General features: G+C 62.2%; 10 protein-coding genes. 4 read left to right on the top strand and 6 right to left on the bottom strand.

The window, feature by feature from the left end; genetic code table 11:
• Positions 1–61 precede the first annotated feature (61 nt).
• From J2Y86_RS14695 to J2Y86_RS14685, 3 genes are all read left to right on the top strand, one after another.
• Positions 62–1,057 (top strand): GlxA family transcriptional regulator, encoded by a 996-nt coding sequence (locus J2Y86_RS14695; protein WP_253432661.1) that lies wholly within the window; start codon positions 62–64, stop codon positions 1,055–1,057.
• Between the two features lie 303 nt (positions 1,058–1,360).
• On the top strand, positions 1,361–2,470 hold the full coding sequence (locus J2Y86_RS14690) for a DUF3182 family protein (RefSeq protein WP_253432658.1): 1,110 nt from the start codon (positions 1,361–1,363) through the stop codon (positions 2,468–2,470).
• Complete coding sequence (locus J2Y86_RS14685) at positions 2,460–3,218, top strand: alpha/beta hydrolase family protein (RefSeq protein ID WP_253432653.1); 759 nt, start codon at positions 2,460–2,462, stop codon at positions 3,216–3,218. Before J2Y86_RS14690 ends, J2Y86_RS14685 begins: the two co-directional genes overlap by 11 nt.
• A 134-nt stretch (positions 3,219–3,352) precedes the next feature.
• Here the strand turns inward: J2Y86_RS14685 and J2Y86_RS14680 are convergent, their stop codons facing one another.
• The 5 genes from J2Y86_RS14680 to J2Y86_RS14660 all read right to left on the bottom strand — a co-directional run bounded on the left by J2Y86_RS14680 (position 3,353) and on the right by J2Y86_RS14660 (position 8,761).
• Positions 3,353–4,354 carry a lysylphosphatidylglycerol synthase domain-containing protein gene (locus tag J2Y86_RS14680; protein ID WP_253432650.1) on the bottom strand — a complete coding sequence of 334 codons (1,002 nt, stop codon included), beginning with the start codon at positions 4,352–4,354 and terminating at the stop codon, positions 3,353–3,355.
• On the bottom strand, positions 4,341–5,636 hold the full coding sequence (gene clsB, locus J2Y86_RS14675) for a cardiolipin synthase ClsB (RefSeq protein ID WP_253432647.1): 1,296 nt from the start codon (positions 5,634–5,636) through the stop codon (positions 4,341–4,343). The genes J2Y86_RS14680 and clsB overlap by 14 nt, the downstream gene beginning before the upstream one ends.
• Positions 5,633–6,430, bottom strand: coding sequence for an endonuclease/exonuclease/phosphatase family protein (locus tag J2Y86_RS14670; RefSeq protein ID WP_253432644.1), 798 nt, complete (start codon positions 6,428–6,430; stop codon positions 5,633–5,635). Before J2Y86_RS14670 ends, clsB begins: the two co-directional genes overlap by 4 nt.
• Positions 6,427–7,353, bottom strand: coding sequence for a DUF72 domain-containing protein (locus J2Y86_RS14665; RefSeq protein ID WP_253432641.1), 927 nt, complete (start codon positions 7,351–7,353; stop codon positions 6,427–6,429). Before J2Y86_RS14665 ends, J2Y86_RS14670 begins: the two co-directional genes overlap by 4 nt.
• A 196-nt stretch (positions 7,354–7,549) precedes the next feature.
• Positions 7,550–8,761 (bottom strand): MFS transporter, encoded by a 1,212-nt coding sequence (locus tag J2Y86_RS14660; RefSeq protein WP_253432638.1) that lies wholly within the window; start codon positions 8,759–8,761, stop codon positions 7,550–7,552.
• Positions 8,762–9,136: 375 nt separating this feature from the next.
• On the opposite strand from J2Y86_RS14660, the gene J2Y86_RS14655 reads away from it, so the two are divergent.
• Positions 9,137–11,251: a mechanosensitive ion channel family protein gene (locus tag J2Y86_RS14655; protein ID WP_253432634.1), complete on the top strand. Its 2,115-nt coding sequence runs from the start codon at positions 9,137–9,139 to the stop codon at positions 11,249–11,251.
• A gap of 94 nt (positions 11,252–11,345) precedes the next feature.
• On the opposite strand, the gene J2Y86_RS14650 is transcribed toward J2Y86_RS14655, so the two are convergent.
• Entirely contained in the window at positions 11,346–15,665 is a 4,320-nt protein-coding gene (locus J2Y86_RS14650; RefSeq protein WP_253432631.1) for a DEAD/DEAH box helicase, read from the bottom strand.
• Between the last annotated feature and the right edge of the window lie 164 nt (positions 15,666–15,829).

Genomic DNA, 15,829 nt, shown 5'->3' with positions numbered 1-15,829 from the left:
TCGGGTCTGGCTGGCCGTCCGTGGATTGGCCGCACCGACAATAGAAGGGGGAAAACTGACAATGGACGCACAAAGGGCAATCGCCGAACTGGGCGTGCTGATTTATCCGGGCGCGCAGATGGCGGCGGTGCACGGGCTGACGGACTTGTTCGGCGTGGCGAACCGGATTGCCGCCGACTATCAGGCGGCGCAGTTGCCGCTGTTGCGGGTCAGCCATTGGCAGGCTGATGGAGATCTGCCGCCCCAGCGTGTCTACGACAGCCATCCCGCGCCGGACGGTGCATTGGTGGCGGTGTTGATCCCGCCGTCGATTGCCGGTTTTTCCGAAGGCCAGGCGCCGCAAGGCTTGCTGAGCTGGATTCGGCAGCAACATGCACAAGGTGCGACCCTTGGTGGCGTCTGCGTGGGCTCGATGCTATTGGCCGAAAGCGGTCTGCTCGACGGCCGCAGTGCCACCACCCACTGGACTTCGGCCAAGGCCTTTGCCGAGCGTTATCCGGCGATCAGACTCAAGGCCGACACACCGATCGTCGACGATGGCGACCTGATTACCACCGCCGGGTTGATGGCCTGGTCCGAGCTGGGTTTGCGTCTGGTCGACCGCCTGCTGGGACCGAGCATCGCCACCGGTACCGCGCGTTTTCTAGTGGTGGAGCACAGTGACAGCGCGAACGAATGCGGCAGTAATTTTTCACCGATTCTCAGCCATGGCGACGCCTCGATTCTCAAGGTTCAGCATTGGCTGCAAAGCACCGGGGCGACGGATGTGTCGCTGACGGCGATGGCCGAACGGGCAGGGCTGGAAGAGCGCACGTTCCTGCGCCGATTCCGCGCAGCGACCGGGTTGAAACCCACCGAGTACTGCCAGCACCTGCGGGTCGGCAAGGCCCGGGAAATGCTTGAGTTCACCAACGGCACCATCGATCACATTGCCTGGACCGTGGGCTATCAGGACCCGAGCGCCTTTCGCGCGACGTTCAAGAAGATAACCGGGCTGGCGCCGAGTGATTATCGGGCGCGGTTCGGCGTTTCGCCGACGGCAGCCGTGGCTCGTTAGCCCGAACGCCGCAGATCAAAATGTGGGAGCGGGCTTGCTCGCGAAGGCGGCATGTCAGTCGATATTGATGCTGACTGACACTCCGCATTCGCGAGCAAGCCCGCTCCCACATTAGAACTGCGCATGGCTTGGGTCGTGCAAAATGCCGGAACTGAAACAGGTGTCGTGCAGAATGAGACAGGCTCATTGCTATCACCGTTTTGGCAACTGATTGAATTGCAGAGCCTTTCACCTCAGCCCCGCTTGGCCTGATCTCTGCACCCCTACAACTACATTCATCGAGCGCCGATTGAAGGGGGACGCATGACCCCAACAAACCGCAAGAAACTGGTAGTCGCCCATTCGGTGCGCACCGACGCGCCACAACACGAAGTCGAAACCAATCGCGCGCTGGCCCGTTGGCTGGCGCAGATCCTCGGGCTCAAATTCGGTGGCAGTTACGACCGCGAACGGCACAACGGTCATGATCTTTATCTGTTGCCCACCCAAACCCTGGTCGGTGCCGCTGCCGCGCGGCAGTTGGGCGTCAGCGGACCGGAGGATTTGTGGGGTGGCTATGTCGAGCATGATTTCATCTGCACCAAAGCCATCAGCCACGGCCTGCGCAACAAGAACGCTCATGCTCCGCAAGGGTGGTCGCCGCTGTTTTCCGAGCGGGTGCGCAGCGTGGTGCTTGATGGCCTCAGCGTATTTTCCCTCGACGATGCACGCCCTGCGGCGGAACACCTGCTCTACAGCGGTCCCATTCGCTTGAAGCCGATTCATGCCTGCGCCGGGCGGGGTCAGGAAGTGATCAAAAGCCTTGATCAGTTCGATGAAGTCCTTGCCAGACCCGATGCCCAAGCGCTGTTCACCGAAGGCGTGGTGCTGGAGCAGGACCTGACCGACGTGGTGACCCACAGCGTCGGCCAAAGCTTCATCGGCGATAAAGTGCTGAGCTACTGTGGTGATCAGTACTTGACCAAAGACGCTCAGGGCGAGCAGGTTTATGGAGGGTCCAACCTGCTCGTGGTGCAGGGCGACTACGACGATCTGCTCGAGCTGGATCTGCCCGATGAGGTGCGATTGGCGATCCGCCAGGCGCAGGTGTTCGACAACGCCGCAGACGAGGCTTATCCCGGTTTCTACGCGTCGCGGCGCAACTACGACATCGCGCAAGGCCTGGACACTAACGGCCTGCAGCGCAGCGGCGTGCTCGAGCAGTCCTGGCGCATGGGCGGCGCCAGCAGCGCGGAAGTGGCGGCGTTGCAGAGTTTCGTCAACGATCCGGGCATGCGCGCCATCCGCGTGTCATCGGTGGAAACCTACATCGATCAGGCGCTGCCGGCGCACGCCATTGAGGTGTACCGCGGGCCGGCGCAAAACAGTGAATTTCTTCTCAAGTACGTAACGGTCCAATCCTATGACGGCTAGAAGCGAAACCATTCAGATCGACATCGACGATGAACAGATGAGCGGGACTTTCCTCAGCCCCAAATCGAAAGTCCCCGGCGTGCTCTTCGTGCACGGCTGGGGAGGCAGCCAGGAGCGCGACCTTGAGCGGGCCAAAGGCATCGCCGGTCTCGGCTGCGTATGCCTGACGTTCGACTTGCGCGGGCACACCGGCGGCACCGGCATTGCGCTGGCGCGGGTCACGCGGGAAGACAACCTGCGCGACCTGCTGGCGGCGTATGACCGATTGCTCGCGCACCCGGCACTCGATACCTCGGCGATTGCCGTGGTCGGCACAAGTTATGGCGGTTACCTGGCGTCGATCCTGACGTCATTGCGGCCGGTACGCTGGCTGGCGCTGCGGGTGCCGGCGCTGTATCGCGACGAGCAATGGCATACGCCCAAACGCGACCTGGACAAGATGGATTTGCGTGATTACCGCAGCACGCTGGTTCGCGCCGACAGCAATCGCGCGCTGCACGCCTGTTCGCAATTTACTGGGGATGTGTTGTTGGTTGAGTCTGAGACCGACGACTGGGTGCCACACGCGACGATCATGAGCTACCGCGCCGCGTGCCAGCAGACGCATTCGCTGACGCACCGGATTATCGATGGCGCCGATCACGCATTGAGCGAGCCGGTTTCACAGCAGGCGTACACCTCGATCCTGGTGGACTGGATTACCGAGATGGTGGTGGGTGAGCGGTTGAGTATTATTCAATCAAAGTAGGTGGGGATCTTACGGACGCCATCGCGGGCAAGCCCGCTCCCACAGGGTTCAGCGGTGTTACGCAAATAGCATGAACACCGCTACTCCCTGTAGGAGCGAGGCTTGCCCGCGAAGGCGTCCTCGCAAGCGACACATCACTTGGGCTTTTTCGCAATCCTCAGCGATTTAGCCTTGGTCTCGACGACCAGATACATCACCAGCGTAATCAGCAACGGCAAGATGAAATAGATCGCCCGATACGCCAGCAACCCCGCCACCAGGCTCCCCCGCGACACCTCATGTTGCAGCAGTGCCACAAACACCGCTTCCAGCACCCCGAGCCCGGCTGGAATGTGCGTGATGACCCCGGCGATGGCGCTGATCAGCAACACCCCGAGCACCAGCGGATAATCCAGTTTGCTTGGCAGCAAGGTGAAAATCACCGCCGCCATCAGCGACCAGTTCAGGGCGCCGAGGCACAGTTGCAGGATCGCCATGCGCAAGGACGGCAGGTTGATTTCCACGCCGCGAATGGCCCACTCGCGCCGCTTGGAAAACCGGCAGGCTGCCAGGTATCCGGCGCTCACCAGCAGCAACAGAATCCCCACCCCTTGCAACGCGCCAGTGCTGAGTTTCCAGCCGGGCGGCATGCGCACCAGTCCGCTGCTGAACACTGCGCCGGCAATCACCATGTAGCCGAACCAGTTCGTCGCCAGGCTCAGGCCGAGGATTTTCGCGATGTTGCTTTTACTCACGCCGAGCCGCGAATACAGGCGATAACGCATGGCGATGCCGCCGACCCAGGCACTGAGATTGAGGTTAAACGCGTAGCTGATGATGCCCACCGGCAGGATCTGCTTCCAGGTCAGGTCCTGACGGATGTAGGTGCGGCCGATCAGGTCGAAGCAGGCGTACACCAGAAAACTCACCAGGGTCAGCCCGGACGCGATGATCAGCGTGCGTACCTTGAAATCAGCGAGGTTGTCGAACACTTCGCTCCATTCGATGCGCTGGGCCAGCATTGTGAACAACACGATCAGCGCCAGGAAAAACAGCATCGTCAGCGGCTTTTTCCAGCGGCTCCAGCGTGTTGTTTTCGCCGGGGCGGGCGTCGGGCTGTCATCGTGAGGTGCCGAGTGCGTTTCAGCGCGATCCATGGTCATCACTCCCGGCAACGTGGGTGAAGGGTTTCAGGCGCGGCTTGTGTGCCGGCAGCCAGCCGGCCCACGCAGGGAAGTGCCGCAGGAAGTGAAACACCAGGAAACCGACGGTCATGTGCCAGACCCGTCCGCGCGGGGATTTGTCCGCCGACATGGCTTTGCAGTGGTGGTTGCTCAGCGTTTCGAGGCGTTCGAACAAATCGCGATTGAAGGCGCGATCGCGGATCAGCACGTTGGCTTCAAGGTTCATCGACAGGCTCAGCGGGTCGAGATTGCTCGAACCGACGGTGCTCCAGTCTTCGTCCACCAGCGCGACTTTGCCGTGCAGCGGGCGCTCGCAATATTCGTGAATCTGCACGCCGGCCTTGAGCAAGTAGTCATAGGTCATGCGCGCCGCCAGTTTGGCCACCAGCATGTCCGGCTGACCTTGCAGGATCAGCCGCACATCGACGCCACGGCGAGCGGCATTGCGTATCTCGCGCAGCAAGCGGTAGCCGGGAAAGAAGTAGGCATTGGCGATGACCACGCGACGTTGGGCACTGCGCAGGACTTGTCGATAAACCTCTTCGATATCGGTCTGGTGATCGCCATTGTCGCGGTACACCAGCCGGACCTGGCCATCGTGGTCGCTGAAGGCCAGTTCCGAACGTCGCTGCCGACGTCGCTGCCACCAGTATTTGGCTCGCGCCGGGCGGCCGCTTTGCAGCAGGGCGAAGTGATGAATGTCGGCCACTGCCGGTCCCTGCACTTCAACCGAGTAATCCTGCTTGGCCTCGGGGCCGAAGTCGGCCAGATGGTCGGCGGAAAAGTTGATCCCGCCGATGAACGCGATCGTGCCGTCGACCACCACGATCTTACGGTGCAGGCGCCGAAACCAGTTGGTGCGAAAGCCGAGACGTTTCGGCGCCGGGTCAAATATCTGAATGCGCACACCGGCCTCGCTCAATGCGGTGAGATAGCCGGTGGTCAGCTCGCCGCAGCCAAAACCGTCGAGGCTGGCGGTGACTCGCACACCGCGTTGTGCCGCCTCGATCAGCACCTGCTGCAACTCGTTGCCGACCTTGTCCTCGAACACGATGAAGGTTTCCAGGAGGATTTCGGTCTTGGCCTGGCGCATGGCCTCGAACACCCGCGGAAAATAGGCTTCGCCGTTTTCCAGCAGTTCCACCAGGTTGTTGCCCTGCCAGCCGTAATGGACGTCGACCACGCCGGGCTCATGGACCGGCGGGTCGGTGGGCAAGTGCTCCACGGTGGTTTTTTCCATCGGTGCGCTGCTCATAGCTCGATCTCCACCGATAGCGGTGCGTGGTCGGAAAGGTGTGACCAGGGCCGTGCCGCCAGGACTTGCGGACGGCTGGCCTTGAGGTTGCGCACGTAAATGCGGTCCAGGCGCAAGGCCGGCATTCGTGCCGGAAAACTGCGCGCGGGTTTGCCGTGGAGTTCGGCGAACACCTCGCGCAAACCACAGGGCTTGAGCAACGCATCGGCGCGCTGGCGCCAATCGTTGAAGTCGCCGGCGACAATCACCGGAGCATCGGTCGGCAGGTCTTCGAGGCGCTGGGTCAGCAGTTTCAGCTGTTCGTTGCGATGGGTTTCGCGCAGCCCCAGATGAACGCAGATGGCGTGCACTTCGGGGCCGTCGCCGGGCAGACGCAATACACAATGCAGAATGCCGCGGTTCTCGTGTCCGCTGATGGACACGTCGAGGTTGTCGTGGCGAATGATCTGGAATTTCGACAGCAGCGCATTGCCGTGGTCGCCCGCCGGGTACACCGCGTTGCGCCCGTAGGCGAATTGCGGCCACAGCGTATCGGCGAGAAATTCATACTGCGGCATCGTCGGCCAGTTGCTGTAGCGCCGGGGGTGATGCTCGTGGGTGCCGTGGACTTCCTGCAAAAACACCACGTCGGCGGACACGCTGCGCACCGCTTCACGCAGTTCCGGCAGGATGAAACGTCGGTTGAGCGCGGTAAAACCCTTGTGCGTGTTGACCGTCAGCACAGTGAAGCTGCGCACGGCGGCCATGGCTGGCAGCTGATCATCGGTGGTGCTGAACGGCTCGGGCCCATTCATGGCAGCACCCCTTCGGCAGCCGGCTCGCCGGGGGCAGTGGCGAGGCCCTTGTCGAGATGAAAATGTTCGAGCAAGCGGCGGGCATCGAAGGGCGCGCGGACTTTGATGTCATTGTCGAAATAGCAAAACACTTCGCGGGATTTGCGCGCCTTGGGTTTTTGCCGCGGTGCGATCAGCTGCGGGTCCGAGGGTTGTCGGCCGTGGTTCCAGGCATCGATCCGTTCGCCCCAGCGTTCCAGCGCTTGAGGGGTGTAACCGCTGGCATAGAGTTCTTCGGCGCCGTGCAGACGCAGGTAGACGAAGTCGCTCGTGATGTCTTCGCGATACGGCCATTTACCGGCGGTGTCAGCGATGACCAAGGCGACGTTGTGGCGTTTCAGGAGGCGGACAAACGCCGGGTCGACGAAGCTCTCGTGGCGGATTTCCACAGCATGGCGCAGCGGCTTTTTCTTGTGCGCCTTCATGCTGGCGTGACCGTTCACGTGCGAATCATGCTGGCGGGCGAGGGCGGCGGCTTGTTCGGTGTCGTGGGGTAATTGCTCGAAAAAGTGTTCGAACAGCTCGGCGTCGAATTTGAAACTGGGCGGGAATTGCCAGAGGACGGGACCGAGTTTTTCCTTGAGTTCCAGGACACCGGAGGCAAAGAAATTCGCCAGGGGTTTGTGGATATCCCGCAGGCGTTTGATGTGAGTGATGAAACGCGGGGCTTTGATGCTGAAGACGAAGTCCGCCGGGGTTTCGTTGTACCACTCGGCATAACGCTCAGGCCGTTGCAGGGCGTAAAACGATCCATTGATTTCGATGCTGTTGACCGCCCGCGAGGCGAATTGCAACTCGCGTTTCTGGGTCAGCCCCTTGGGGTAGAAATCGCCCCGCCAGGGAGTGTAGCGCCAGCCTGAAATACCAATGTGAATCCCCGCCATGTCGCCTCCCGTCTGATGGTCCCCGGTTGCCTCTGTCTTTTGATGACTGCGGGACAAGCGAGAAAGTTTCGACGGGACTACGGACGGTAAAAGCTCGAAAGAACTCCAGGGATCCTGTGGGAGCGGGCTTGCCCGCGATAGCGGACTATCTGTCGCACTGCCGCCATCGCGGGCAAGCCCGCTCCCACAGGTTTTATCAGTGGCCGGCGACGACGCGGGTCGAACCTTCAGCCGGTTCGGCATACACCGGGCCGAGACGATCGAGACGGCCGCTCCACGCGGTCAGCGCCAGCGCCACCAGCACCACCAGGCCGCCGATCCACGCGGTATGGATCAGACCCAGGTGCGCGACGATCAAACCACCGCCCCACGCACCACCGGCAATGCCGAGGTTGAACGCAGCGATGTTCAGCCCAGAGGCCACGTCCACCGCATGCGGCGTGTGATGTTCGGCCTGACGCACCACATACACCTGCAAACCCGGCACGTTGCCGAATGCGACCGCGCCCCAGACCAGTACGGTGGCCAGCGCCAACCACGGGTTGCCGGCGGTGAACGTCAGCACGAACAACACGGCGGCGAGCAGGGCGAAGATGATTTTCAGGGCGCTGATCGGGCCGCGTTTGTCGGCCAGTTTACCGCCCCAGATGTTGCCGACCGCCACCGAGATGCCGTAGACCAGCAGCACCAGGCTGACGGTGCTGGCGCTGAAGCCAGAGATGTCCTGGAGAATTGGCGCCAGGAACGTAAACGCGATGAACGAGCCGCCGTAACCGACCGCCGTCATGGCGTACACCAGCAACAGACGCGGTTGCTTGAGCACCTGCAATTGCTGCAACAGCGAAGCCGGTTTGCTGTGGGCAATGTTCTTCGGCACGTAGAGCAGGCTGCCGATGAAGGCGATCACACCCAGTGCAGAGACGGCGAGGAAGGTTTCACGCCAGCCGAAATGCTGACCGATGAACGTTCCCAGTGGCACGCCGGTGACCAGCGCCACGGTCAGGCCGGTGAACATGATCGCAATTGCACTGGCAGCTTTTTCCTTCGGCACCAGGCTGGTGGCGATGGTCGAACCGATCGAGAAAAACACCCCGTGGGCCAGGCCGGTGACGATTCGCGCAATGATCAGCGATTCGTAGCTCGGCGCTTTCCAGGCCAGCAGGTTGCCGAGGGTGAACAGCACCATCAGCGACAACAGCAGCAGTTTGCGCGGGACTTTGCCGGTGAGGGCGGTCAGCACCGGGGCGCCAATGGCAACACCCAATGCGTAGAGGCTGACCAACAGGCCGGCGGACGGCAGGCTGACGCCGAGGTCGGTGCCTATCGTGGGTAACAGGCCAACGATGACGAACTCGGTCGTCCCGATGGCGAAGGCGCTGAGGGTCAGCGCGAGCAAGGCAATGGGCATGGCTGCAACTCCGGTGGATTGATTGATGGAGCGCAGTGTCCGGGTTTGGGTTATGCGGAAAAATAGAGGGGTGGGCATTTGATATTTGAGCTGTGCGCAAAGATCGTCCTGCTGGTGATGAACCCTGTGGCGAGGGGCCTTGCCCCCGTTGGGCCGCGCAGCGTCCCCAAATCCTGACTCCCGGTTTCTACAGATGTACTGCGGTCACAGGTTTTGCGACCGCTTCGCAGTCGAACGGGGGCAAGCCCCCTCGCCACAGGGTTGGTGTTTTCCCTCACAGGGACCAGTGCGGGCTGTTATCTCACGGTGAAAACCGAACTTGCCGGGCATTTGCCAATCAGTTCCTTACAGACCCTTTTCAAGGAGCTCCCCGTTTTGCTCAAGTTCAAGACCGCGATGTTACTGGGGGCGTTGCTGTTTCTAGGCAGCAACGAACTGGAAGCCGCCACGCTGCCGGGGCTTCCCGCCGCCGAGGAGCCGGCGAAACCGGAACCGCTGGTCCAGGGCGGTTTGCTCGGGGCGATCAGTTCCAGCATCGACGACGTTCAGGACAAGCTCGACCTCAACGAAAACCTGGTCGACGCCTGGCGCCTGCGGGCGGATCGGGCGGCGGATGAAGTCGACAAACTGGTGAATCAGCCTTCCTCTCGATCACCGATGAGCGTGGTCGGCGATTTTCTGTTGTTGTCCGGCGTCTGGCTCGGTGTGTTCGCCTTGCTCACGGTGCTCGGCGCACTGCTGGACAAGCGCTTGAGTGACGGGCGATTTTTTCGAAAACGGCAACGCAGCCAGGACCTGCTCGGCTACCTGCTGCCGTATACGATTCCCGCGTTGATCTGCCTGCCGCTGACGTTATACGTCAGCCATTTTCTGCCGAACTCGGTGGGCCGGGCGCTGGCGCTGTGTTTTGCCTATGCCACCAGCAGCGGCATTTTCTCCACGTCGATGTTCTTGTGCGTGATCGTCATGTTCAACACCGGGCACAAGCGCCGGGCGGTGCAGATCATTCGTGATTACTGCCCCAAACCGCTGTTTCTGATCGGCTTCCTGGCGGCGCTCAGCGACGCCTTGACCAGCCCGCAGATCGCCCGGCAACTGGGCGGCAACATCACCAGCAGCATCGCCGTGTTTACCGGTCTGTTTGCTTCAATCATCTTTGGCTTGCTGGTAATCCGCCTGAGGCGTCCGGTGGCGCATTTGATTCGCAACCGGCCGCTGGCGCAGCGCTTGAAACAACCTTCGTTGCAGGAATCCCTGCGGATTTTTTCCGGGCTCTGGTACTGGCCGATTCTGCTGATGGTGATGGTCTCGGCGATCAACCTGATCGGCGTCGGCGAGGACAATCAGAAGGCCCTGCGCTGTGCGTTGTTCACCACCATTCTGCTGATCGCCACGGTGTTCCTCAGTACGATTTTCCAGCACCTGTTCAAATCCGGAAAAGCCCAGGCGATCCAGCGCAGCAGCGCCTACAAGGAACGTTTTCTCAGCTTGCTGCATGCGCTGCTGCGGATTGTCATGGCCGTGGCGTTCATCGAAATTCTCGGGCGGATCTGGGGCGTCTCGCTGTTCGAGTTCGCCGAGCGCAACTCGGTGGGCCGGGCGATCAGTGAGTCGCTGAGCAGCATGGGCCTGATCTTTCTGGTGACCTGGTTGCTGTGGGTGGTGCTCGATACAGCGATTCAGGAAGCGCTGAAACCGCCGATCAACAAACGCGCGACACAGCCCAGTACGCGGGTCAAAACCATCCTGCCGCTGCTGCGCAACGCGATCAAAATCATCCTCGTGGTGATCTGCGCAATCACCACCATGGCCAACCTCGGGATCAATGTCGCGCCGCTGTTGGCGGGTGCCGGGGTGGTTGGCCTGGCCATCGGTTTCGGCTCGCAGCAACTGGTGCAGGATGTGATCACCGGCCTGTTCATCATCATTGAAGACACGCTGTCGATCGGCGACTGGGTGGTGCTCGATTCCGGGCATGCCGGCACCGTCGAAGGCCTGACCATCCGCACCTTGCGCTTGCGCGATGGCAAAGGCTTTGTGCACTCGGTGCCGTTCGGGCAGATCAAGGCCGTGACAAACCAGTCGCGGCAATTCGCCTATGCGTTTTTCTCGGTGCAGTTCACCTACGACACCGATGTGGACAAGGCCATCGAGCTGATTCGTGAGGCGGGGGAGTCGATCCGCGAGGATGCGTTTCTCAAGTACAACCTGCAAGGGCCGCTGGACGTGTTCGGCGTCGACAAAATGGACCTCAACGGCGTGGTGCTGACGGCGCAGTTCCGCACGGTGTCGGGCGGGCAGTATGCGGTGAGCCGGGCGTTTAACCAGCGGTTGAAAAAGCTTGTGGATAACAGCCCGTGGGTGCATTTCGCGCAGACTTATCCACAGCAGGTTTTGCTGCCGAAGCGGGTGATGGGTGAGCCGGAGGATGATGGTGCGGCGCCGGAGAATTCGCCTGTGTTGCTGCCGGATCAGCCGCGTACTTTGTAATCATCATCCCGTAGGAGCGAGGCTTGCCCGCGAAGGACGCGCCGCGGTGTACCAAGATGACCGCATTATCGTTCTTCGCGGACAAGCCTCGCGCCTACAGGGGATTACGCTGGGTGAGCTTGATGCGTACATCACTCGTCGATTGCTGATCCAGCTCCAACCAGAAAACCTGCTTCCCGGCGATCTCCGCAGCCACCGGAAGACCATCGCGGTACACCAGCCGATTACTCGCCAGCGCCGGTACTTTCGCCCCGGGTAACAGCGTGCCCGCCAGGTTCAGCGGATCAACCCCGCACACCGCGATCAGACTCCCGTCATGCGCCCGCCGCCGCACTTCCCGCAGCAACGGAATCGCCTCGGGCAAGGCAAACTGCTCACCGGCCAGGCCACTGACGAACCGCCCACCGCGAATCTCGCCGCGAGCCTCCAGCCGATGGAAGGTGCGCAGCAATTCGCGCCAGCTCGGCAACCAGTCCGCTTCGCGTTCCAGCAGGCGCCAGAACACCACGCCGTAGCGGCGCAGCAAGGTCATTGCGATGTGTTCCAGCGTGTCGCTCGGCGTTGGATGTTTGTCGCCCACCGTCGGTGCTGGCGGCCCGCGTCGAAGCAAGGCCCAGCGGCCGGCATCGTCCATGCCGCCGATAAACGCCCCACGTCCGCGTCGGCTGCTGCGAGCCTGGCGTTTACTCGCCGGCGTAATCAGCGCCCGCAAGCCGGCAAAGCTGTCGGCGTTCACCAGTCCGGCACCGACCAGCTCCTGCAAGGCGATTTCCAGCTCCGAGCGCAGCAGATGAGCCTCGTGAATCAGCTCATCGAAAAACAACGCGCCGTGCTGACTGAGGGCTTGGTGAACCTTTTGCGTTTTCGGCGACAGTTCGCTGACCGGTGTCTGCTCGGTCAGGCTGCTCCACAACCCGACCTGACTGCGCGGCAGCAGGACAATGGGCGTGCTGCGCAACGCGGTGCCGGCGCTTTTGCTGCGCGCAGTCAGGCGCGTCCAGACCAGTTTGCCGCTGCGGCACAGGTCATCCAGCCAACCTGCCGAATACCCTTTGATCCGCGCCGGCAGAATGTCGCTGTCCCAGGCGGACGCGGCAGCGGGGTAGCCTTCGAATTGGCCGACGATCGCTGGCAACACGGCGCTGCCCTGGCCCTGGGTCGCCGCCGAAAGATGCTGCCAGTCGAACAAAAACCGCATGAAGTCCTGCAACGCCACGGGTTCGATTTCCCGCCGCAGGCGCTTGACCGTGTAGCGATGAATCCGCGCCAGCAGATGCCGTTCGCACCATTCCTGCTGATCGACGCCGGGGGTGAATTGCCCGCGCAGCACATACCCTTCGCGTTCCAGTTGTGCCAGCGTCTGGGTGACTTGCATCGGAGGCAATCCCAGCGGTTCGGCAATCGTGCTCAGCGGCAACGGACCAAAGGCGCTGAGCCGCGCGCGGATGACTTCCAGCACCGCCTCGTCCGGTTCCCAGAGCTCATCGAAACCGGGCAGCGCCTCCAGCGGCGGCAACAATTTTGCCTGTGGATAAATCGCCCGCAGGCACGTCAGTCGTTCGAGCGCCAGCCACAGTGATCGCTCGGTATCGATCTGCACACGACTGGCGCGACCGCCCTCGGCAAGTGCTTTCAGCCAATCGGGCCACTGCGGATTGGCCTGCGCCTCGGCATCGCTGATGCACGCCAGACTCATCAGCGCCTCATGCATTTCATCAACGCCGGTCGGCGTCGGCCAGGCCTCATCGCGTACCGCTTGAATCGCCTCCGCATCCAGCGCGCCGAGGTCGTCAGTGGACTGCGGATCGGTCCAGCGCCGGTTGAGCACGGCTTGGGTTCGGCGCTCTTCCAGCGGCGCGTCGTCAAGAAAGGTGTAAGGCCGGGCGCTGAGAATTTCTGCGGCCAGCGGCGAGGGCGCCGGCAGGTCGCGGCTGATCAGGCGAACGTCACCACTTTCCATGCGCCGCAACAAGGCCAGCCAGCCTTCGCAGTCCATGGCTTCGTGCAGGCAATCGTCGAGGGTCTGTTCCACCAGCGGATGGTCGGGAATCTCCCGCTCACCGGCGAGGTTTTCCACGCAAGCGATCTGGTCGGGGAACACGCTGGCGATCAGGTCTTCGCTTTTCAACCGCTGAATCTGCGGCGCGACTTTGCGCCCGCCGGTGTAACGCGGCAGCGCCAGCGCGACCCCGGCATTCCAGCGCCAGCGCACGCCGAATAGCGGCGCATCGAGTACCGCTTGAATCAGCAAGTGCTCGGCGCTGTTGCTGTGCAGGTAGCGCCAGACCTCATCGAGCTCAAAACTGTGGCTGGTGGACAGCGACAGGACGATCGCATCTTCGCTGGCAGCGGCCTGCAATTCGAAATTGAAGGTGCGGCAGAATCGCTTGCGCAGGGCCAGGCCCCAAGCGCGGTTGATACGGCTGCCGAACGGCGTGTGGATGATCAGTTGCGTGCCGCCGGTCTCGTCGAAAAAACGCTCCATCAGCAGCGTGTCCTGGGACGGCAGGGCGCCAAGTGTCAGGCGCGCGCGGGCCAGGTAATCCACCAGTTGTTCGGCGCTGGCGAGGTTCAGGCCAAGGGTGTCGGTCAGCCAGTCGAGGGCCGGTTGCAAGTTGCCGGGCGTAGCGCCGAGCAGCTCGTCGAGTTGCGCTTGCAGGCGTGCCACGGCGAAGGACAATTCAGCGCTGCGCCCCGGCGCTTCTCCGAGCCAGAACGGAATGGTCGGCGGCTGCCCGTGAGCATCCTCGACCCGGACTTTGCCGGTGTCGACCCGCAGGATCCGGTACGAGGTATTGCCCAACTGAAAGATGTCGCCGGCGATGCTTTCCACGGCGAAGTCTTCGTTGACGCTGCCGATGTTCAGCCCTTGGGGTTCCAGCAGCACGCTGTAGTCGGCGTTGTCCGGGATGGTGCCGCCGCTGGTCACGGCCGTCAGTTTGCTGCCCCGGCGACCTCGCAACGTGCGCGTCACGGCGTCGCGGTGCAGGAACGCGCTGCGGATGCCCTGGCGACCGTTGTAGCCTTCGGCGAGCATCTGCAGCAGCGCCTGATAATGTTTTTCGTCGAGTCCGGCGTAGGGCGAGGCGTTGCGGAACATCTCCAGCAACGCCTGCTCCTGCCATTCCTGGCAACTGACCTCGGCGATGATCTGCTGGGCGAGCACGTCCAGCGGTGCTTGAGGAATTTGCAGCGTGTCGAGTTCGCCCCGGCGCACGCAGTCGAGCAGGGCGGTGCATTCGATCAAATCATCGCGGGTGGTGGCGAACAACCGGCCCTTCGGTGTGCCACCGACCTGGTGACCGGAGCGGCCGACCCGTTGCAGAAACCCGGCAATCGAGCGCGGTGAAGAGATCTGGCAAACCAGGTCGACATCGCCGATGTCGATCCCCAATTCCAGCGACGCGGTGGCGATCAGTACTTGCAGCTCGCCGCGTTTGAGGCGTTGTTCGGCGTCGAGGCGGAATTCCTTGGCCAGGCTGCCGTGGTGGGCGGCAACCGCTTCCTTGCCGAGGCGCTCGCTCAAATGCCGGCTCAAACGTTCGGCCAGGCGTCGGGTGTTGACGAAAATCAGCGTGGTCCGGTGTTCGCGGGCGAGGACGGCGAGGCGGTCGTAGACCAATTCCCAGACATCATTGGCCATGACGGCGGACAACGGCACCGGCGGTACTTCGATGCCCAGATCACGCGGACGGGCGTGGCCGATGTCGATGATCTCGCATTCGCGATCACGGCCCACCAAAAAGCGTGAGACGGCTTCGATCGGTTTTTGCGTGGCGGACAGGCCGATGCGCATCAGCGGAGCCGCGCACAACGCCTGCAAACGCTCCAGGCTCAGGGCCAGATGACTGCCGCGCTTGCTGGCGGCGATGGCGTGGATTTCGTCGACGATGACCGTGCGTGTGGTGCCGAGCATTTTCCGGCCGGAATCGGAGCCGAGCAGCACGTAAAGGGATTCCGGGGTGGTGACCAGAATGTGCGGCGCGGTTTTGCGCATCGCCGAGCGGTCTTTTTGCGGTGTGTCGCCCGTGCGCACGGCGGTATTGATCTGCAACTCGGGCAAGCCCATCACGCGTAACTGTTCAGTGATGCCGGCCAGCGGGTTTTGCAGGTTGATCTGAATGTCGTTGGACAAGGCCTTGAGCGGCGAGACGTAGACCACCAGCGTTTCGTCAGGCAAACCGTCGGCGGTTTCCAGGCCACGGTGAACCAGATCGTCGATGACGGCGAGAAACGCGGTGAGGGTTTTGCCGGAGCCGGTGGGCGCGGCGATCAGGGTCGAACGGTGCTGGCGGATCAGCGGCCACGCCCGAGCCTGGGCGGCGGTGACCGTCGGGAAGGTGCTGCTGAACCAGGCGCTGACGGCGGGGTGGAAGCCTGCCAGTGCAGCGTCCGTGGGAATGGGCAGATTCATGGAACAATTTATGCGGGCGGGGATGGGAAGATGCAAGTACCGCTCAAGACCTTCGCGGGTCTTTAGGGCCTCTTCGCGGGCAAGCCTCGCTCCTACAGGTTTTATGCCGTGCGCGAAACTGAAGAACGACCCGGACCTGTAGGAGCGAGGCTTGCCCGCGAAGA

Source organism: Pseudomonas migulae (genome assembly GCF_024169315.1).
Classification (GTDB): domain Bacteria; phylum Pseudomonadota; class Gammaproteobacteria; order Pseudomonadales; family Pseudomonadaceae; genus Aquipseudomonas; species Aquipseudomonas migulae_B.
Note: the sequence above shows the minus strand (reverse complement) of the source record. Positions and strands in the feature narration are given on the sequence as shown.